Source organism: Clostridium estertheticum, from assembly GCF_026650985.1.
Taxonomy (GTDB): Bacteria; Bacillota; Clostridia; order Clostridiales; family Clostridiaceae; genus Clostridium_AD; species Clostridium_AD estertheticum_C.
The window spans coordinates 54,892-75,894 of the sequence record NZ_CP086239.1 but is presented as its reverse complement, the minus strand read 5'-3'; the positions used below and the strand labels follow the sequence as shown (position 1 = coordinate 75,894).

15 protein-coding genes, 2 pseudogenes and 1 riboswitch are annotated in these 21,003 nt (G+C 31.4%); of the genes and pseudogenes, 3 read left to right on the top strand and 14 right to left on the bottom strand.

The genetic code is table 11. The annotated features are described in order from the left end of the window. Nucleotides 1-2: 2 nt before the first annotated feature. From LL038_RS00300 to LL038_RS00285, 4 genes are all read right to left on the bottom strand, one after another. Nucleotides 3-1,520: a sugar ABC transporter ATP-binding protein gene (locus LL038_RS00300; RefSeq protein ID WP_216119505.1), complete on the bottom strand. Its 1,518-nt coding sequence runs from the start codon at nt 1,518-1,520 to the stop codon at nt 3-5. 100 nt (nt 1,521-1,620) lie between these two features. Beyond that, nucleotides 1,621-2,628: an ABC transporter substrate-binding protein gene (locus LL038_RS00295; protein WP_216119504.1), complete on the bottom strand. Its 1,008-nt coding sequence runs from the start codon at nt 2,626-2,628 to the stop codon at nt 1,621-1,623. Between the two features lie 140 nt (nt 2,629-2,768). Further along, nucleotides 2,769-4,625, bottom strand: a complete 1,857-nt coding sequence (locus LL038_RS00290; protein ID WP_216119503.1) for a substrate-binding domain-containing protein — start codon at nt 4,623-4,625, stop codon at nt 2,769-2,771. Continuing rightward, nucleotides 4,626-5,831, bottom strand: coding sequence for a response regulator transcription factor (locus tag LL038_RS00285; RefSeq protein ID WP_216119502.1), 1,206 nt, complete (start codon nt 5,829-5,831; stop codon nt 4,626-4,628). 172 nt (nt 5,832-6,003) lie between these two features. On the opposite strand from LL038_RS00285, the gene nfsA reads away from it, so the two are divergent. Beyond that, the gene (nfsA, locus tag LL038_RS00280; RefSeq protein ID WP_216119501.1) at nt 6,004-6,741 is read left to right on the top strand and encodes an oxygen-insensitive NADPH nitroreductase; all 738 of its coding nucleotides are present in this window, start codon (nt 6,004-6,006) and stop codon (nt 6,739-6,741) included. A 72-nt stretch (nt 6,742-6,813) separates the two neighbouring features. Here the strand turns inward: nfsA and LL038_RS00275 are convergent, their stop codons facing one another. The 3 genes from LL038_RS00275 to pdxS all read right to left on the bottom strand — a co-directional run bounded on the left by LL038_RS00275 (nt 6,814) and on the right by pdxS (nt 9,789). Continuing rightward, on the bottom strand, nt 6,814-7,998 hold the full coding sequence (locus LL038_RS00275) for an MFS transporter (protein ID WP_216119500.1): 1,185 nt from the start codon (nt 7,996-7,998) through the stop codon (nt 6,814-6,816). Between the two features lie 352 nt (nt 7,999-8,350). Beyond that, on the bottom strand, nt 8,351-8,917 hold the full coding sequence (gene pdxT, locus LL038_RS00270) for a pyridoxal 5'-phosphate synthase glutaminase subunit PdxT (protein WP_216119499.1): 567 nt from the start codon (nt 8,915-8,917) through the stop codon (nt 8,351-8,353). 2 nt (nt 8,918-8,919) lie between these two features. Continuing rightward, nucleotides 8,920-9,789 (bottom strand): pyridoxal 5'-phosphate synthase lyase subunit PdxS, encoded by an 870-nt coding sequence (gene pdxS, locus LL038_RS00265; protein ID WP_216119498.1) that lies wholly within the window; start codon nt 9,787-9,789, stop codon nt 8,920-8,922. A gap of 157 nt (nt 9,790-9,946) precedes the next feature. Then, nucleotides 9,947-10,053, top strand: a riboswitch (TPP riboswitch). A 72-nt stretch (nt 10,054-10,125) separates the two neighbouring features. Here pdxS and thiC point away from each other — a divergent pair. Next, nucleotides 10,126-11,439 carry a phosphomethylpyrimidine synthase ThiC gene (gene thiC, locus LL038_RS00260; RefSeq protein ID WP_216119497.1) on the top strand — a complete coding sequence of 438 codons (1,314 nt, stop codon included), beginning with the start codon at nt 10,126-10,128 and terminating at the stop codon, nt 11,437-11,439. 112 nt (nt 11,440-11,551) lie between these two features. Here the strand turns inward: thiC and LL038_RS00255 are convergent, their stop codons facing one another. From LL038_RS00255 to asrC, 4 genes and pseudogenes are all read right to left on the bottom strand, one after another. Then, complete coding sequence (locus tag LL038_RS00255; protein ID WP_216119496.1) at nt 11,552-12,721, bottom strand: Ger(x)C family spore germination protein; 1,170 nt, start codon at nt 12,719-12,721, stop codon at nt 11,552-11,554. Between the two features lie 15 nt (nt 12,722-12,736). Continuing rightward, on the bottom strand, nt 12,737-14,347 hold the full coding sequence (locus LL038_RS00250; protein WP_253200175.1) for a spore germination protein: 1,611 nt from the start codon (nt 14,345-14,347) through the stop codon (nt 12,737-12,739). 266 nt (nt 14,348-14,613) lie between these two features. Further along, on the bottom strand, nt 14,614-15,702 hold the full coding sequence (locus tag LL038_RS00245) for a GerAB/ArcD/ProY family transporter (protein ID WP_216119495.1): 1,089 nt from the start codon (nt 15,700-15,702) through the stop codon (nt 14,614-14,616). Nucleotides 15,703-15,899: 197 nt separating this feature from the next. Next, nucleotides 15,900-16,770 (bottom strand): annotated as a pseudogene (gene asrC, locus LL038_RS00240) (sulfite reductase subunit C); the annotation flags it as partial. 95 nt (nt 16,771-16,865) lie between these two features. Between asrC and LL038_RS00235 the strand changes: the two are divergent. Then, nucleotides 16,866-18,196, top strand: a pseudogene (locus LL038_RS00235) (IS3 family transposase). 45 nt (nt 18,197-18,241) lie between these two features. Here LL038_RS00235 and LL038_RS00230 read toward each other — a convergent pair. From LL038_RS00230 to LL038_RS00220, 3 genes are all read right to left on the bottom strand, one after another. Next, a complete protein-coding gene (locus LL038_RS00230) occupies nt 18,242-18,928 on the bottom strand; it encodes a Crp/Fnr family transcriptional regulator (protein ID WP_216119494.1) in 687 nt (228 codons plus the stop codon). A 40-nt stretch (nt 18,929-18,968) separates the two neighbouring features. Beyond that, nucleotides 18,969-19,595: a GGDEF domain-containing protein gene (locus tag LL038_RS00225; protein ID WP_268055961.1), complete on the bottom strand. Its 627-nt coding sequence runs from the start codon at nt 19,593-19,595 to the stop codon at nt 18,969-18,971. A gap of 580 nt (nt 19,596-20,175) precedes the next feature. Beyond that, nucleotides 20,176-20,943: a formate/nitrite transporter family protein gene (locus tag LL038_RS00220; protein WP_216119492.1), complete on the bottom strand. Its 768-nt coding sequence runs from the start codon at nt 20,941-20,943 to the stop codon at nt 20,176-20,178. Between the last annotated feature and the right edge of the window lie 60 nt (nt 20,944-21,003).

Genomic DNA, 21,003 nt, shown 5'->3' with positions numbered 1-21,003 from the left:
TTTTACCCTCTCCCTGCAATTGCTTGCATAATATTTTCTTCTTGTATATCTTCTCCAATTAGTTCTTTAATGATTTTTCTATCTCTGAGCACAAGTACTCTATCACAACTTCTTACTATTTCCTGAAGTTCTGAGGAAATAAATAAAATGGTTACCCCATCACTCGCGAGCTTAGCAATAAGTTTTTCAATTTCATATTTTGCACCTACATCTATGCCTCTTGTAGGTTCATCCAAAATCAAAAGCTGGGGATCTGTAGCAAGCCACCTTGCTAATATTACTTTTTGCTGATTTCCACCACTTAAATTATCAATTCTTTGTTCCATACTAGGTGTTTTAATAGACAATAAATCTATATACTTTTTAGCTATTTCCTGTTGCTTTTTAATTGACAAATATTTAATTATCCCACGTCTAGACTGAATAGCTAGTATTATATTTTCCCTAATAGTTAATTGTCCAACAATACCTTCTACCTTTCTATCTTCAGGGCAGAAACCAAAACCATCTAAAATTGCTTTTTTAGGATAAATATAAGAGTATTTCTTTTTTTTAATCTCAATGGTACCATGATCTGATTTATCTATACCAAAAATCAGCCTTGCAATTTCACTTCTCCCTGATCCTAGAAGGCCAGCTAGTCCAAGCACTTCTCCTTTTCTAATATCTATATCAAAGGGTTCAATTGTACCTTTTTTTCCAAATTGATGTGTTTCAATTAATTTCTCACCATTAATTTTTCTAGTAGTATTTTTAAAAGTGTTATTTAACTTTTCTACTTCACCAATATCTTTTCCAATCATCTTAGAAATCAAATCAATACGAGTAAGATTTTTAGCCTCATAAGTTCCAACAAATTCTCCATTTCGAAGTACTGTAATTCTATCTGAGATTTCATAAACTTGATCCAGGAAATGAGTTACAAATAATATTGACATTCCTTCTGATTTCAATTTTTTCATTACAACAAATAACTGTTTTGCTTCATTTGCGTCTAAACTTGATGTTGGTTCATCTAATATTAATATACCCCTTGAAATATCCACCGCACGTGCAATTGCAACCATTTGTTGTATAGCAACAGAATAAGTAGATAATATTTTTTTGACATCAATTTTTAAATTCAATCTTTCCTCTAATAGTTTTGTAGCATTTTTATTCATCTCATTCCAATCAATACTCTTATTCTTCATAGGCTCACGGCCAATATAAATGTTTTCAGCTACAGTAAGATTGAGACACAAATTCACTTCTTGATACACTGTACTTATGCCATGTTCTTGTGCATCCCTGGTAGAAGAAATAGAAATTTCTTTTCCATTTAATATTATTTTTCCTTCATCTATTTTATACACACCAGTAAGTACTTTTATTAGTGTTGACTTTCCTGCTCCATTTTCTCCCATAAGAGTATGGATTTCACCTTTTGCAAGTTGAAAATTTACAGATGATAAAGCTTTTACGCCAGGAAATGTTTTACATATATTCTCCATTTTTAAAACTACATTGTTATCTTGCATCCTTTTTTCCCTCCTTTTAAAATGGATATAGAAAATTTTTTTTATAATATAAGAGCAGGATACGGCATAATATTCCTGCTCTTATATTAAAATTTACAAATTAATATTTTCTGTTTGGTAACTCTGCAGCAGCTTGAGCTGCGGTGAATACACCTTCTTTTGATTTAACCCATTGCTCTATTGGTTTACCTGCTAAAATTAATTTTGCAGTATCTAATAATTGTGGTCCTAACAACGGATTACACTCAACAGTTGCATTTGCTTTTCCATCTACCATAAATTGGAAATACTCTTTAATACCATCTACTGCTACTACAAATATATCTTTTCCAGGTTTCTTTCCAGCTTCTTCAATGGCCTGAATTGCTCCTATAGCCATATCATCATTATGTGAAAATAGAACATTGATATTATTTCCATCTGATTTCATGAAAGCTTCCATAACTTCTTTACCCTTTGCACGTGTGAAATCACCAGTTTGTGATTTTACTATCTTATAATTCGGGCAATCTGCAATACCTTCCTTAAACCCTTTTTGACGTCCAACCATAGCGCTTGATCCAACAGTTCCTTGGATTTCAGCTATATTTAATTTTGCATCTTTCCCAAACTTGTCTACTAATATTTTTGCCACTCTTTTCCCTTCTTCTTCCATGTCTGATCCTAAGAATCCAGCATATAGAGATTTATCTGAAACCGTTACACCTCTATCTACTATAATTACTGGTATCTTTGCATCTTTTGCTTCTTTTAATACTGTATCCCAACCGTTTTCAACAACTGGGTCTAAAGCAATAATATCAACTTTTTGTGCTATAAAAGATCTGATAGCTTTTATTTGGTTTTCCTGTTTTTGTTGCCCATCTGAAAATTTTAATTCAAATGTTGGATCTAAAGTTGGAATCGTTTTTATTGAAGCTGTTTCTGCTGTTCTCCAGCCACTTTCCGCACCAACCTGAGCAAAACCAATAACTTTTTTCTTCGAAGTATCAGTTGCAGTTGGCGTCGCTTTCGCCCCATCAGTTTTAGCCTTCGTACCACATCCAGCAAACATTGTAGTCACTAGAATAGCTGCAGATAAAAATGCAATAATTTTTTTGTTTTTCATTAATAACCCCCCCTTGAATAATATCATTGTATCGTTTACATTTATTATATATCTATTTTACATTACTGTATTTGTACTAATCAGCTATTTTTTACACTATTTGGAACAAAAAAATATAACTCTGCATTTGCAGAGCTATTTTAATATTTCCTATTCTTAAATTCTTTTGCTGAATTTATTTTTGTAAATATATCCTCAGCATTTACTATTTTCAATGGAACTTCCTCGCCGCTCATTATTTTCTGAGCAGTTTTCATTAATTGAGGGCCGAGTAGTGAGTTGCACTCTACAGTACTGTACATTTCTCCTTCTTTTATAGAAAGTAATGCTTGCCTAGTAGCATCTATCCCAATAACAATAATATCTTTTCCTGGAACAAGTCCAGCATCTTTTATAGCCTCAATAGCACCCAGTGCCATATCATCATTAAGAGCGAATACCATATTTATTTTTTTATTTTTTGAGTTAAGAAATTTTTTCATTACTTCCTTTCCCTCATCAAAATTAAAGTTTCCAGTACCTTCTGCTACTATTTTATAGTTATGATGGTCTTTAATTACTTCATTAAATCCCACTTCTCTTTCAATTTCAGGAGCTGAACCTATATTTCCTTTAAGTTCGAAGATATTTGCTTCTTTATCCTTAAAGTGTTCTATTAATAATCTTGCAGCACGTCGTCCTTCCTCCTGAAAATCTGAACCAATATTACAAGTCCAGAGCGAATCATCTGAGTCAACACTTCTATCACATAAGATCACCGGAATACCTGCATTTTTTGCCTCAAATAAAACATCGTCCCACCCTGTCTTCACAAAAGGTGAAAATGCAATTATATCCACTTTCTTTTTTATTAGTTCCCTAATTAATTGTTTCTGATCCTTTTGGGTGTAACCTTCTTCTCTAAAATCTAAATTAATACTGGCATCATTTGCTGCAGCTTTAATTGACTTTGCATTTGCATCTCTCCATCTACTCTCTGACATCAATTGGGCATACCCCAGCACTATGTTTTTATTATCCACTAGATTTTTTGATTTATTATTTAAATATTGATTTACGTTTCCAACAGTAATTTTATCACTCCTTAATATTATTTTTTTTGGTATGTCACTCCTTTTATTTAAAATATCCATTGCGTAATTTACAGCTTCGCTTCCACCAGTTTTACAAGTAAAAGTACCACTTAGAATTCCTTTAGAAACCAAATCTAATCCACTATTTTCTCCAGTAAGACCATCTACCCCAATAATTTTTATGTTTTTAAGCCCTAATTTGTAAACAGCTTTATAAGCTCCTAATGCCATATAGTCATTATGTGCAAAAATAACATTTACGTCTTTATCTGCTTGTAAAGCCTGCGTAACTTTATCTTCCGCTTCATCTCTTTGCCAATTACAAACTATGGTGTTAGATATTTCAATATTTTTATGATTTTTGAGAACCGATCTAAAGCCATTACTCCTCGATATAACAGGTGAAGAATCTAATACACCCTGAACCTCGATAACTTTACCTTTACCTTGTCCAATTAAATTTATAACAAAATTTCCTGCTTGGGTACCTATTTTTTCATTGTCTGGTCCAATATATAATGAATAATCATAGCCTTCAACAGCCCTATCAAGAACTATTACCGGCATTGATTTATATACTTGTCTCACTAGTGGTGTCAATTTATTTGAATCATTTATAGATACAATTAATAAGTCCACACCATCATCTACAAGTTCATTTATATCTTTTTTTTGTTTATCCGTATCTCCCCCAGCATCCTTATACACAATTTTTATATTTTTATATTTTTTTGCTGCCTCCATTATTTCCTCATTCATAGAAATTCTCCAAGGTTCTGTCAAATTTGCTTGAGACATTCCAATAACAAACTCCACGCCTCCAGATTTTTTTATGCAAATTGATTTAATAATAATTACTGAACTAACAATAATAAAAATTAACACAAATAAATATATACTTTTTCCTTTAATTTGTTTAATCAATCACATACTCCTCCCCCTATATTCTGTTGGCGCAAACCCCATAATCTTCTTAAATGCCTTGCAAAAGTAATGTTGGTTACTATATCCTACAGCTTCAGCAATTTCATAAATCTTATATTTAGGATCATCCATCATACAAATAGATTTATTAATTCTATACTTTGTAAGATAATCAATAAAAGAAAGTCCCGCTTCTTTTTTTAATAATTTGCTTAAATAAGAAGAACTTAAATTAAATTTCTCTGCTACATCGCCTAAACTTAAATCGTTTACATTGTAATTAGTATCTATATATCTAGTAGCTAAAAGTACTATAGGTTTATAAGCCGCTATTTTACTTATACTAGCAATAATCTCATTATACGTATTTTTTACCCCAGAGATACCACTTATGCTCCTTTTGTGTTCTATAATTACAGTAAAGTGCAAATAGTAATATATTTTTTTTTCAATTTCATTTGCTATATTTAACCACTCGTAAGTATTCATAACATTACTAATTATAATAATGTTATTATCTTCATCAGTATATGTTATTTCTGGCTTAACTTTCTTCATTAACTCAAGCGTAACATTAGTTAACGCAAAATTTAATAGTTCCCTATCCCAGTTTTTTGAGTATACCTCATGGTTTAACCTCTCTATTACTTTAATTACTACAACTTCTATGCCAGCATCGAAATTATATTTAAAAAATTTTAACTCATTTAATATTTCCATGTATTCATAACTTCCATTTAACCAATTATTTAAAAAAGCTTGTTTTAACATATCAAAATTTTCTTCTAATCTTCTGTCTGCCCAATCTAAATATACTCTTTTTTCTTCATTCTTTCTTATTTCTTGTATTGCTTTATTTACTGTATCTATAAGCACTTCTTTTGGAACTGGTTTTAAAAGATAATCGAATGTTTTAAGCTTAAGTGCCTCATGCATATACTCAAATTCATCATATCCTGTTATTATTATTATAATACAATTCTGGTCTTTTTCATTCAATTTTTTAATAAGTTCCAAACCATTTAAAAACGGCATACATATATCTAAAAAGATTATATCAGGTTTTAATTTCTCCGTTTGATTTAATGCTATTTCACCATCTTCAGCCTCACCCACTACTTCAATATTAAATTCATTCCAATTTAAGGCATTTCTTAACCCCTTCCGAATCCTTGGTTCATCATCAGCAATTAAAAGCTTATACATAACATTCACACTCCATTAATTTTATAAGGCTTATTACCTATAATATACTACTAAATTTTGTCAGTGTAAATTTATTTATCTACTCTCGTTAATATTGCAGCGTCCCAGGAGATAATTTAATTTGTTTTATGGTATATTATTGATATGATTAAATTAAAAGGTGGTTAAAAATATGAATGAAACAATAAATTTATTAAGAAATCACAAATCTATAAGAAAATATAAAGATCAACCTATCGAACCAGAGAAACTAAAAACCATTATTGAATGTGCTCAATGTGCCTCAACTTCTAGTTTTATTCAAGCCTACACAATTATAAATGTAGTTGATATGGGTAATAGGAAACAAATAGCCCATCTTGCAGGGGATCAAAATTATGTGGAGAAGTGCCCTTTATTTTTAATTTTCTGTGCGGATTTAAACCGTAGCAAAAATTCATGTGAACTTAATGATAAAATTATGTCTGAGGTAAATACTGAAACTTTTATTTTAGCAACCGTGGATGCATCTCTTGCTGCTCAAAATGCCTTAATAGCTGCCGAATCCCTAGGACTAGGTGGAGTTTATATAGGTGGGATTCGAAATAATCCGGAAGAAATATGTAAGATCTTAAACATTCCATCTGCTGTATACCCTGTATTTGGAATGTGTATTGGTTATCCTGATGATACTCCAGATAAAAAAGAAAGATTACCTCAAGCTGTAGTATTTAAAACAGATGTATATCACATAGATGGTGATACTTCTTTAATAAAAAAATATGATACTCATATTACTGATTATTATGAAAAAAGAACTAAAGGGAAAAGAGTAGATACATGGACACATCAAGTGTCTGGTTTGATGAGCAAACCTCAAAGACCGCATATGAAAGATTTTTTAGACAAACAAGGATTTAAATTTAAATAGTTTAAAATATCATGACCTCTAGGCTACTATGATGCAACTTGGAGGCCATAATTATTCACATATTATACTACTCTATACAATATCATTTTTATTTACCACACTTAAAACCACACAAACTATCATTAAAACAATAGCAAATACTATAGCACTCATTCCTGCAAAAATACCAAATGAATCAGATAACGCACCAGTTATAATTGGCATTATAATAGCTCCAATACCACCAATCATAAGAAGTACCCCCATTGACATGGGATAAGCTTTAATGGTGTTACCAATACTCGAAACCGTTGTTGGATATATTCCTGCCATAGAAAACCCGAGTCCCATTATTGCTATAGTAATAATAGTTAAATCTCGAGAAGACAGCAATAACAAATAAAAAGCAACTGTTCCTATGCTTGTTGTTAAAAGCAATTTTTTCTTAGAAACCTTATCTCCTATATAGGCACAAGTAAGTCTACCTGCAAGAATAACTACCCATAATAACGAAGCAAGCATTTGTGCATATTTTATAGTCATTATACTTGAATCAATAAAATATTTAACTAACCAACCATTAATAGTCGCTTCTGCACACAAATAAAAAAATAAAATTCCAGCACTAATCCAAAAAAACTTACTTTTTAAAAATTCATATGATATTATTACTTTTTCTTTTTTCTTTGCAGCATCATCTATTTCCATTCTTGAAAAAAGTAAGATAGAAATAATTGCGAGAACAATAATAACTATCGCAGCTATTTTCCAGCCATTGCCACCAGCCATATTTGTACATACTATAACCAAGAATGGAGCAATTAACGCCCCAACAGCAAATACACTATGTAAGAAATTTAGAGCTGCTGAACTACTGTTTGATACTTCATTTACAACAGTGTTATTAAAATTAGAAATACTCCCACGACTTAACCCTGTAAATAAAAAACCTAAAACCAATAAAACTGGGTTACCTGTTAGAATCATAATTAGAAATCCCATAATAACAAAACAACACAAAAACATTATTGATTTTTTTCTGCCTAAATAAAGTGGCAATATACCTGCAATAAACCCAGATATCAAGTTACCTACTTGATGCGCAGAGAGTAATACCCCACTCATTGTATTGTTTAGTCCATATTCCGTACTGATTATTGGTAAGAACGAACCTAATATCATACTATATAGACCGTTAACTGCAAAAACAAAAAAACAGCAATTTAAAATATACCGATTCTTTTTGTCCAAACTCGAGTAAAATGATTTTGTTTTCATATAAATAAAATCCTCCTGATTTTGAATTGATACTAAATGTCCTTTAATATAACATTATCTACAGCTATTGAGATAAATTAAAATCATTTTCCACTCTTTATTCTCCCCCTGCAATAATTAATTTATAAATGATAGCAACTTATTTTATCATAAAAAGTATCCCATACATAACCATTTTCAAACAAGTTTGAAAATAAAGGTGTATGGGATTAATGTCACATTCAAATATATTTATTTTATCATACCTAACTTTAGATTTGTCTATATTATATAATATGCTGCTTTAAATATTGTATTCATATTTTGTTCACATTTCATTTGCATATCTTTTAATAAATATCAATATATAATTTTATCTACACATATTTATGAAATATTTATGAACTTCTAAGTTATTTGTGAGTTCCGGATGGAAAGCTGTTACAAACATATTATTTTGTTTTGCTGCTACAATTTTATCATCAACTTTGCATATTATTTTGACATTACTTGTTACCTCTGTAATTACTGGTCCACGAATAAAAACTAGTGGCAAAGGCTCACTTGAAATCTCACTTACTATCTCATCCCTTTTAAAACTATTAATTTGGCTTCCATAGGCATTTCTTTTTACTTTTATGTCCATAACTTTAAGATGTCCATCTATTTCGCCCTCAATAGCTTTAGCAAGTAAAATCATACCAGCACAAGTTCCCCAAACAGGTAATCCTGAAAGTATTTTATTCCTTAGAGGTATAAGCATTTTTGTCTCTCTTAAAAGTTTTCCAATTGTTGTACTCTCACCACCAGGAAGTATTATTCCATTCATCCCTTCCATATCTTCAAGTTTCTTAATTTCTACCCCAACGTGACCAAGTTTCGTAATATGATTTATATGCTCGATAACATCCCCTTGAAGTGATAAAACACCTATTTTCAAATTTACCAACCCCTCTTGGCAAACTTCTCTTTAATTTCACTTATCTCTAGGCCACTCATTGCTTCCCCAAGATTTTCTGAAACTTTTGCAACAACTTTTGGATCATTATAATATGTAGTTGCAAGTACTATTGCTTTTGCCCTAGCTTCTGGATTTTCTGCTTTAAAAATTCCTGAACCTACAAAAACACCTTCTGCTCCAAGTTGCATCATGAGTGCTGCATCAGCTGGGGTTGCTATTCCACCTGCTGCAAAATTTACTACTGGAAGTTTACCATTTTTCCATACATATTCTATTAAATTAATAGGTGCCCCAAACTCTTTAGCAATTGTCATTAGTTCTTCTTTTGGAGCATTTTTAACTTTGCGAATTTCATCCATTATACATCTCATATGCCTAACAGCTTCTACCACATTTCCTGTGCCTGCTTCACCTTTTGTTCTTATCATTGCAGCACCTTCTCCAATTCTTCTTAGTGCCTCACCTAAATTTCTTGCTCCGCAAACATAAGGAACCTTAAAATCCCACTTATTTATATGATACTGCTCATCTGCTGGAGTCAAAACTTCGCTCTCATCTATAAAATCTACCCCTATTTCTTGAAGAATTTGTGCTTCAACAAAATGTCCTATTCTGCCCTTAGCCATTACTGGAATGGTTACCGCAGCCTTTATTTCTTTAATCATTTTAGGGTCAGACATTCTAGCTACTCCACCTTCTTTTCTAATATCTGAAGGCACTCTTTCTAATGCCATTACCGCGCATGCCCCTGCATTCTCTGCTATTATTGCCTGCTCAACATTCACTACATCCATGATTACTCCGCCCTTTAACATCTGAGCCAAGTTCTTGTTTATTTCATATCTTTCCATAATAAACCTCCCCTTAAATTATTTATTAGACGAAGTATATCATATGTTTACACGGTTTGAATAGTGTATCCATACAATGTTTAAGTTGAATGAAAAATAAAAAAGACTTTACAAAGGGTTCTTTTACTAATATACTTAAGGCAAATAATAACTAAATAAATTAAACAAGGGGAGCTCGCACCAAGAGCTGAGAAAGAGATATTATCTCTGACCCTCATAACCTGATTTGGGTAATTCCAACGTAGGGAGTTTATTACAATGTTTTTTGTTGCAAGCTCTTTATGAGCTTGCTTTTTTTTATTTCAAAAATAATACAACTGTAAGGGAGACTATAAAATGATGTATACAACTCAAATGGATGCTGCAAAAAAAGGTATTATAACTGGAGAGATGAAGATAGTTGCAAAAAAAGAAAATATGCCGGAAGAAGTTTTAAGAGAAAAAATATCAAGAGGCGTAGTCGCAATTCCTGCTAATAAAAATCATAAAATACTAAGCCCTGAAGGCGTTGGCGAAGGCTTAAGAACGAAAATAAATGTAAATCTAGGTATTTCAAAAGATTGCTGTGATATTGATGAGGAAATGAAAAAGGTACAGTTATCTATAGATATGAAAGCCGAAGCTGTTATGGATTTAAGCTCATTTGGTAAAACTGAAGAATTTAGAAAAAGACTTATTTCAGATTCCACTGCTATGATAGGTACTGTTCCAATTTATGATGCCTTGGGTTTTTACGATAAAGAATTACAGGATATTACTTCTAAAGAGTTAATAGATGTTGTAGAAAAACATGCAAAAGATGGAGTTGACTTTGTAACAATACACGCTGGTTTAAACACAGCTACTGCAAACGTATTTAAAAGAAACAAGAGAATAACTCATATTGTGTCTCGTGGAGGATCACTCCTATATGCTTGGATGGAATTAAATCATAAAGAAAATCCTTTTTATGAACATTTTGATGAAATATTAGAAATATGTCAAAAATATGATTTAACTTTAAGCCTTGGTGATGCATGTAGACCCGGCTGCATTAATGATGCAACTGATGCTTGTCAAATTCATGAATTAATGGTACTTGGTGAATTAACCCTGAGAGCTTGGGAAAAGAATGTACAAGTTATAATAGAAGGACCAGGTCATATGGCAATAAATGAAATCGAGGCAAATGTATTACTTGCTAAAAAATTATGTCATGGTGCACCTTTTTATATATTAGGACCCCTAGTTACAGATATTGCTCCAGGATATGACCATATTACAAGTGCCATAGGAGGTGCTTTAGCTGCAAGCGCAGGAGCTGATTTCCTTTGTTATGTAACTCCAGCAGAACATCTAAGACTTCCGAGTGTTGATGATGTACGCGAAGGAATTATTGCATGTAAAATTGCAGCTCATGCTGGTGATATAGGCAAAAAAATTCCAGGTAGCCGCGACTGGGACAATGAAATGAGTACAGCTAGGCAAGCTCTTAATTGGAAGAGAATGTTTGAACTTGCAATAGATCCAGAAAAAGCCATAAGATATAGAAAAGAATCAATGCCAGAAAATGCTGACAGTTGCACAATGTGTGGTAAAATGTGTTCTGCAAGAACTATGAACAAGATAATGCAAGGTAAAGATCTTAATATATTAAGAGACGACTCATAACTCTCTTAAATTCGAATTATATTCTCTAACTTAATTAAAGCCAGAAAAAACTAATCACTTTATGATTATGCTCTTCTGGCTTTAAACATAACTTTTTCATCATACACTACTATTATTTTGACGATATAGGTTTAGTTATTCTACCTATTCTTCGTAATTTAGCGTCTACAACTACATCTAAGTTAATATTTTTAAAAGTTTCATCCCAGTTATTTTTCATATTTTTCCATTCTTTTGGATATTTTTGATGTATAGCCTCCCCAAATCCAAATACATCAGCATCCAGGCTTTTTGCTTTTTTAAATGCTAACATTACCTCCTTCTTTATTATAGAATCTTTATTTTTTTCAAGAACTTCTATAACTTTCGGATTTGCTAAGTCATTGGAATCAGACTGTTCAACAAGATTTCCTTCTTCTTTGATCATTATTTGAATATTAATTTTGCCATTCTTTATTTTAGGAATGATTTTACTGCTAGCACGTGTTATTTCAAGACTTACTTTATTGTTACTTCCAGGATCTGTAGTAACGATGATCCCCTTTTTCACTTCTCCAATAGCCCATAACACCCCCCGTGTTTCTACTTTATTCATTTCACCTATCATCTTATCCTTCTTAAAAACAGCTGTTCCAGACACATAGGCTATTTTTTTATTTCCTTCCACTGATACTTTAATTAAGGGAGCAATGGGTGATATAGTTTTGCTCATCAGCCGATATGCAAATTTTTGTAAATCTACCATTGGAGCTTCTGAATTATACTGCTGCTGTTTAACTAATGCATTAATACCTATTGATGGAATACTTTCAAAATCGGATTTAATGTCTAAAATTTCATTTGCGGTTCTGTCACAAATTAAGATCCATACTAAGTTCCTAGTTTCATGGTCCCTATAAAAATAATCAATATACTTTTCCAAACCTTCTTCTGCGATTCCTCTTCCTAATATAATAACTTGATTTTGTGCAAAAAATAACTTTCGGTTAGACCTCTTACTAAAACCTCTTACAATACTAAAAATAGTATCTCCTGTACTTTCTAGATTAAAGTAATCACTTGTATTCTTAGGACTAATATCAGTGGATGAAGACCTTACTGCTTTTGTGTTAGCCACTTGAACGGTCATATCTACTTCAGCTATTTGGGGGGTTTTATCAATTCCTACTCCCATTACAATTGCAATTTTATCTAATTCAATATTATCCCAGCAACCTGTTAAATTTAGTGCCATAAAAGAGACTATCATTATTTTTAAAAATAAATAAACAGTTTTTTTCATTTAACACACCCCATATTATTTCATGTTTTTATTTTCTTCTTTAGATGGTGGTGATGGTTTTAAGGCAGTTGCTTGCCTTTTACTATTATTCCAACTTATTGATTTAGGACGTGTAATCATAGTCCAGATAGGGAATCTAAAAAAAGCGTCTTTTAAGCCACTGAGACTCATTGGTGCTAGTGGTGATAAATACAGAGTCCCAAAAGACCTTAAAGAACATAGGTGAGTGAGCAACCCTAATAATGTAACTAATATGCCGAATGCCCCAAAGATTCCAGCCATAATAAGAAATACACTCCGTAAAACTATTGATGAATCTAGATGCGGTGTAACCACAAAACTTGAAACAGCTGTTAAAGATACTACAATAACCATTGGTGCTCCTATAAGTCCTGCTGACACTGCTGCTTGCCCAATAACAAGAGCTCCGACTATACTTATTGCCTGGCCTTCATTACGAGGTAGCCGCACTCCTGCTTCCCTTAGGATTTCAAATATACCTATCATAATTATGGCCTCAATTACAGCTGGAAAAGGAACTCCTTCATGGGCAGCTGACATGGAGAATAGTAAAACTGTTGGTATTAATTCATGATTAAAAGTTGATAATGCCACATAAACTGCTGGCGCTAATAAACTTATACCATAGGCTGTAAATCTAATTATTCTTACAAAACTTGAAAAATAAGGTCTTGAATAATAATCCTCTGCACTTTGAAAACCCTCGATGAAAAGCAAAGGAACAGTAAGTACAAAAGGTGTACCATCTACAATAATAGCTGCTCTTCCTTCAAGCAATTTTGCTGCTACCTTATCTGGTTTTTCACTATTCCCCACAGTAGTAAACATAGAATAAGGTGCATCTTCTATAAATTGTTCAATATAACCAGATTCCAAAATGGCATCAGTATTAATTCTATTTAACCGATACTTTATCTCACTTATAAGTTCTGGATTGACGATTCCATTTATGTAAGCGATGCAAACTGATGTCTTAGTCTGCTTTCCAATTTTCATTTCCTCCAAAGTAAAATTTTGATTTTTAATTTTCCTACGTAGCAATGCCTTGTTAATGTGTATGCTTTCAGTAAAACCTTCTCTTGGTCCCCTCACGGAAGATTCAGTTTTTGGCTCATCAATTGCACGCTTATCCCAATCTCGAGTGTTAATAACCAAAGCATCTTTTGTTTTGTCTATAAGCAGTATCGTATCTCCAGACAAACACCCCTCAACTATAGAATTAATTAATGAAACCTGTTCAACACTACTAGAGGAAAGCATGGATGTTTTTATAGCATTTAGATTATCGAAATCTAATTTCTCCTCCAAGTTGCTTAGCCTACTATCATACATAAAAGGCTTCATTATAGTATCATTTATTTCAGCTTTATTTGTCATTCCATCTAAAAAGATAAGTGCGGCCTTAATTTGAAGATTTTGTCCAAATGAGAATTCACGGTAATTAATATCATTACTTGATCCAAATATTTTTTTTAAGACTTCTAAATTTTCTTTAAGATTGTACGAAAGATGCTCATAAGGAAATTCTTCTTTAGTATCTGCTGCATTATTATTTTCACTTTGTAATTTATAAAGATGCATTTTTCTATTTAAGTATCTAAACAAATTTATAAACCTCCTCAAACCATTAGATCTAACTTTGGTTTCTATAACTTTTTTAAAAGTCTATTTTTAAAATTCATAATCCTAATATTTTTCTAATACTTTTTCCCAATTGTATATAAAAAAATATTAAAAATAAGTATGCAGATTAAAATAAATGTATAAGTCCACCCAGAAATAACAAGAAAAGATACGAAAAATCCTCTTCCTTCTAATATAGATCTTAAATATTCTATTATAAACATAAAATTTATCCCTTTCTTAAAGTGCTATAGCCCAGCCCTCTTCTTTTTTATCCAATAAATCAATAATAGTAAAACAGGAATAATTTGTAGAAAAACAATATAAAAGTAATTTACATCAAATGGAGTCATCCAACGGTGGTAAACATAACTTGGTTCAAAAACAATAGCAACCCACAGTAAGAAAAAGCCAAACAAAACCAATGTCAAATTATATTTCTTAATTTTAAATACTGTAACTAATACTGAGACAGTACCATTTAAAAAAAGAGACATTTTATAAAACCCCCCAAGAAATATAAGTAATATTCCTAAAGTGTCTATATGAGTTATAATCTCTCCTATATTTACCAATTTAATTGTTGAAAGCAATGGGATTGTTGCGATGGAAGTATAATTAACACCCAATACAGTAATATCCATTATCAGAGACATACTAAGAATCACTCCCGATAAAATAGAAGCTAACATTGTAGTTTTTCTGATAGTTTTTTTTTCATCAGCATAACACCAATACATAGAAAAAATAAGTATTTCTCCAAAGGGGAATAATGATACACTAGGATAAGCCGCTTTTAATACCGGTATAATACCCTCACCTAAAACGGGTTTCAAATTTTTAAAATCAACATCTACGGATAAAAAAACGAGTATAAATAAAGCAATTATAGAAAATGCAATAATTGGCATAATAATCTCACTTGTGCGTGCAAACACCTCTACCCCTTTTAAAAGGGCATATAAACTTATTAAAATAAAAACAAAAAGTATTACACTTAGAGGAGTTTCAGGAAGGAGTGTAGTAGCAATAAGTTCTCCAAACTCTCTAAGATTACGGGCAGCTGGCCAAAGCCAGTATGCAGCATAAAGAAGCGCAAGGGGAATTCCTATTTTTTTCCCCAATATAGCAATAATAATTTCAACATAATTTTTGCCGGGGAATGCGTTTTGTAATTCTGTGTAAATCCAGATAAAGACTAGTCCAATTAATAAAGCAACTAAAATTACAATCCATGCATCTTGCTCCGCAGCAATTCCTAACGCAAAAAGAGTAGTACTTCCCACTTCAAATATGAACATTAATGTGAATAATTGATATTTGCTTAGTTTTATCATTTAAAGCTCAATCCTTTTAGAGCTTTTTTCTGCTCCATTGTATTTTATAATATTATGTGTATTTTCTTATACTTTTAAACATTTTTAATTATTATTACACTTAATAAATTGCAACTACACGGCATTCCTTATAGTTGCTGTGGTAGTATCAAAAAAAGTATGCAGAGAAATTTAATTCTACTGCATACTCTTTATGATTACCAATTTATGAATCCCTCAACCTTAGCTTTATCTCCTAATATTACATCTTTCAAAACCCATTCTTTAAATACTGGATATCCTGTTCTATCCACAATATACCCAATATGTTCTTTTCCGCCTGGTGCACCTGCATCCATATATTTTTCAATGTATGAATAAGTATTTTTTATTATTTTAATAATGCTTTCCTCATCCACCCAAGTTATAAAATCCTGAGCAAGTCTAGGTTTTTTCTTTCCTGTTCTACCCATAATCACAAGTTTATAGTATTTCTCAATGCTTCTACTCCAGGCCGATGTTGGACATTTTCCAATACATTCTCCACAACCAATACACTTATCATGGTCACGTACTACTTTAAAATTCTCCATTTTAAGAGCACCGGTAACTCTTTTTTTACAGTTGATCACGCAAGATTTGCAACTGATGCACCTGTAAGATTCGTATTGAGGCTCCGTCATTCCTATAATCCCGAAATCTTGCATCTTAGCCTTTATACAGTCATTAGGACAACCTGTTAATGCTACCTTCACATGATAATCGTTAGGAAATATTTCTTTTTCAATTTTTTTTGCAAAGTTAGTTGTATTATAATTTGCGAAAGGACAGACATTGGCTCCCACGCATGCTGAAACATTTCTAGTACCCAGTATTAGGTGATATCTGATTTATTTCAAGACCTTCAATTACTGACTGAATCATTTTGTTAACCTCTGGTATTTTATCTATGTCTATACCCGGAAGTTCAAACCCCTGCCTTGTAGTTATATGAAGAGTTCCATCTCCGTAGATCTGTGCTACCCTTTGCAAAACTTCTAGGTGTTTGGCCTCTATTAGACCTCCAGGCACCCTTATTCTTATAGCAGTTTAAAATGGTACCTATAGGAAGGACACTTGAAAAAAAGTGTTTGGACTATGGGTACTTTTTTTGTACAATTTATATATAGATAGGATGGTGTCAAATGAGTAAAATTTTATTTACCAAAGAAGATATAAAAAAGCTTAAAACCAATAAAAACATTTTAAATGTTAGTGAATATTCAATAACCTATAACTATGAATTTAAAATATTATTTATAGATGAATACATAGCGGGTAAACTACCAAGACAGATTTTTGCCGAAAATGGATTTGATATAAATGTAATAGGATTAAAAAGAATCGAGCAATCAGCGTGTAGATGGAATGCAGCGTATAAAAAAGATGGAATAATAGGCTTAGCAGACACTAGAAAAACGTCCAGTGGTAGACCACGCTCTACCGAGCTTACAAAGGAAGAAATAATAGAAAGACAAAATGCTAAAATAAAACTGCTTGAGGCACAGGTAGAATTGTTAAAAAAATTAGATGCGCAAGAAAGGCAGGTGGTACAAAAAAATAACAAAATCAAACCAAGTGATGTTTTTAAAACTATAAAAGAGAAGTTATTGAAAAATACAGCTTTAAAAATCTAATCGGGTACTTATGCGAATTATCAGGAGTATCTAGATCTGGGTACTACAATTATAATGCTTCAAATGATATACGGATTGAACGCGAGAAGCGTGATTTAGAGGATAGAGACTTAATATTGAAGGCGTTTAATCGAAGGGGCTATAAGAAAGGATCTAGATCTATTAAAATGACTTTGGATAATGAATTTAATATTATATATAGTATAAAACGTATCCGTAGGATTATGAACAAATATAAAATAATATGTCCTCACAGAAAAGCAAATCCATATAGAAGAATTGCTAAAGCAACGAAAGAACATATCGTAGTAAAAAACATTTTAAATCGTGAATTCAAGCAAGCTACGCCAGGAAAGGTGCTGCCTACTGATATAACATATTTGCCATACAGCAATAGTAAAATGGCTTACTTATCCACAATTAAGGAGTCCTCTACAAATGAAATATTAGCATATCAAACTTCAGATAGAATAACACTTGATATAGCCTTAGATACAATAAAAAAGCTAGTTAAAAACAGACGAGTAACGTTAACAAAAGATGCCTTTATTCATTCAGATCAAGGCAGTCATTATACAAGTCCAACATTTCAGAATCTACTGAAAAAGTACAAGTTATCACAATCAATGTCGCGTAGAGGTAACTGTTGGGACAATGCCCCCCAGGAATCATTTTTTGGACATATGAAAGATTAGATAGATTTAAAGTCCTGTAATACTCTTGAAAATGTTAAGAAAATGATAGATAGGTATATCGTATATTATAATAATTATAGATACCAGTGGAACTTGAAAAAAATGACTCCTGTACAATACAGAAATCATCTCTTAGCATCCTAACACTCTTTTTTATATTGTCCTTGACATAGGTACCAGTTTATTTCATCACACCTCCTTAAAATACTGGTTTAATTTTTCTCTATTTACTATAAATTTTCTATCTTTAATTTTAACCATACCCAATATCTCAAGTTCTTTTACTGCCCTTGAAATAGTTTCGCGGGAACTTCCTAACATATCCGATAAATAAGTTATACTTATCTTAATATCTATTAAAATCCCCTCTGGTGTTTCTACCCCATAATCTTTAGACAGTTTCCAAAGCTTAGCAGCTACCCTCTTATCCATTTTAATTGGAACAGTATTCTTAATCTGCCTGTACAATCTTCTGATCTTCTTGCTCATAGAGTATAATATAACTTCTGTAAGCTTAAAATCTAACTTCATTATATTTAGTAAATCAACTTTGGATATGCTTATAATCTCACTGTCTTCAAATGCTTCACAACTAATCGACGATGCAAGATTATCAAAAATTGACTCATTTATAATTTCACCTTTATTTAAAATAAAAACAACTCGCTTTTTACCCTTCTCCGATAACCTATACATGGTTACCTTTCCTTCTAATACTATATACGAGTTGTTTACGCACTGCCTTTCAGAAAATAATATTTGTGACTTTTTTAATTTTTTAATCATAACTTTCGCTCTTATTAAATCCAAAGTCTTATCCTCAATACATTCTAGAAAAGAAAGCTCCTTTAATTGCCTAAGCGTTATTTGTGGCATTTTTAACTTCTCCTTATGATTTTAGTTTATATATATTTTACTAAACATTTTTCATTATACCGTAAGATTCTTTTAATTTTGCTTTGTGAATATACATATTTTTATCAGCTTGAGTAAATGTAGAATATATGCTATCATTTTTATTTTTATTGCAAAATGCATATCCATAAGCAAGTACAATTTTTATGTTCCTCTTTTGATTTACTTTAATTAATAAGTCATCTAAATTAGATAAAGCAGTATCTAATAATTTTTTTGGAATCTCATTACAAATAACACAAAATTCATCACCACCGATTCTATAGGCCCTACCAATTCCTATGAAGCTTTCCTCTATAATTTTCGCAGCATTAAAAATCATTTCATCTCCAACTTTATGTCCGTATTTATCATTAGTCTTCTTTAAATTATTTAAATCAAACATAACAATTGTTGCATTTTTATCATTATTTACATAACGTTCTATTTCCCTTTCAAATGCAACACGATTTTTAATTCCAGTTTGAACATCATATCTAAATTGTAACTCAAGCAAAAAAATATAATATATCAACAAAGATATAGAAGTGCAGCTCCAAATTAGTATTAAATCTTTAAATAAGATCTGGATGATGCTTCCTAGTATAGGTATAAAAAAAATGGGTATTAAAATTATTTTATCTTCCATTTCATATTTAACACTATTTTTGATTAAAGATCTTATAAACAATACATAATAAAACAAACAAATTATAGTAGGTAGTAAAAATAAATTTCCTCGTGTATATTAATTTTGAGCATCAACAAAAAATATGAAGCCTGTTTTATAACTTAAAACACACATAAAAGCATTAATACATAAAGGTATTGTTAAAAAACAATTATACAAAATATTTTTTTCTTTATTGCTATTAAAGTATAAAAGAATAAAAGGAACTATGGGACTCAAAGAAAATCCTAAGATGTTAGCTATACGGTAAGGTATCATCAGTTTGTTGTTACTTGAAAAACCCATTAGAATAGTCATTACTTCTAAAACAAGCGAAATAATTGTAATTGCTGCCGCAGATATATAAATAACGTTTTTTTTATTACATACTGCAACGTTCCGCTTAGCAAAACTTATTGTAAAACAAAGTGCAATTACTTCCTTAAATTTTTTTATACACTTTTAAAATATATTTATTTAATATTATACTATGATTACTACAAATTGGATATAAACAAAATAAAAGCACCCTATAGGATGCCTTGAATTTTATAATATATTATTTTTCTTTTGATATAAACCAATACGCTGCTCCAATAAACACTGCTCCACCTACAAAATTACCTAACGTAACCCAAATTATATTGTGTGCTAGTCCCCCTATGGAAATCGCTGCAGTGTGAGGAATCATTAGTGCTGTTGTAAGTAATGTCATATTTGCAATACTATGTTCAAAGCCTGTAGTTATAAATGCAAATAAGCACCAAAAAATCATTATAAGTTTAGCTGTTTCCTCCTTTAATTTAATAGAACACCAAACTGCTAAACAAACTAACATATTACAAAGTAATCCTTTTAAAAATAATTCTATACTTGGCGTTGCCATTTTCATTTGTGATGTTTTTAGAATAAATGATGCTGTACTTCCTTTTGCAAGTCCCGCGCCTACAAACATTGCTGCAAGAGCTACTGACCCCACAAAGTTACCTATAAAACTGTATATCCAAATATTTGTTGAGTCAAGCCACGAAACTTTTTTTTCTAAAGATCCTATTGTCATAGTCATATTATTTCCTGTAAAAAGTTCAGAGCCAGCCATTATTACAAGACTTAAGGCAATCCCAAAAGAAGCTCCCATCATAATTTTTGTTACTGGAGACGTTGCTTGTGATAATAATCCACCGATAGTAAATATTAATAAAATTCCAAATCCCACATATATACCAGCTAAGGCCGAAGAAGTGAGGTACCTCATTTTGCTCCTCTTTAATAATTCTGACTTTTTCATCGCCGATGCTGATACTTTGTTAATTTCTTCACTAAACATAATAAATCATCTCCTTAATAAAATATAGCCATACTATATCATTATAAAAAATGAAAGTAT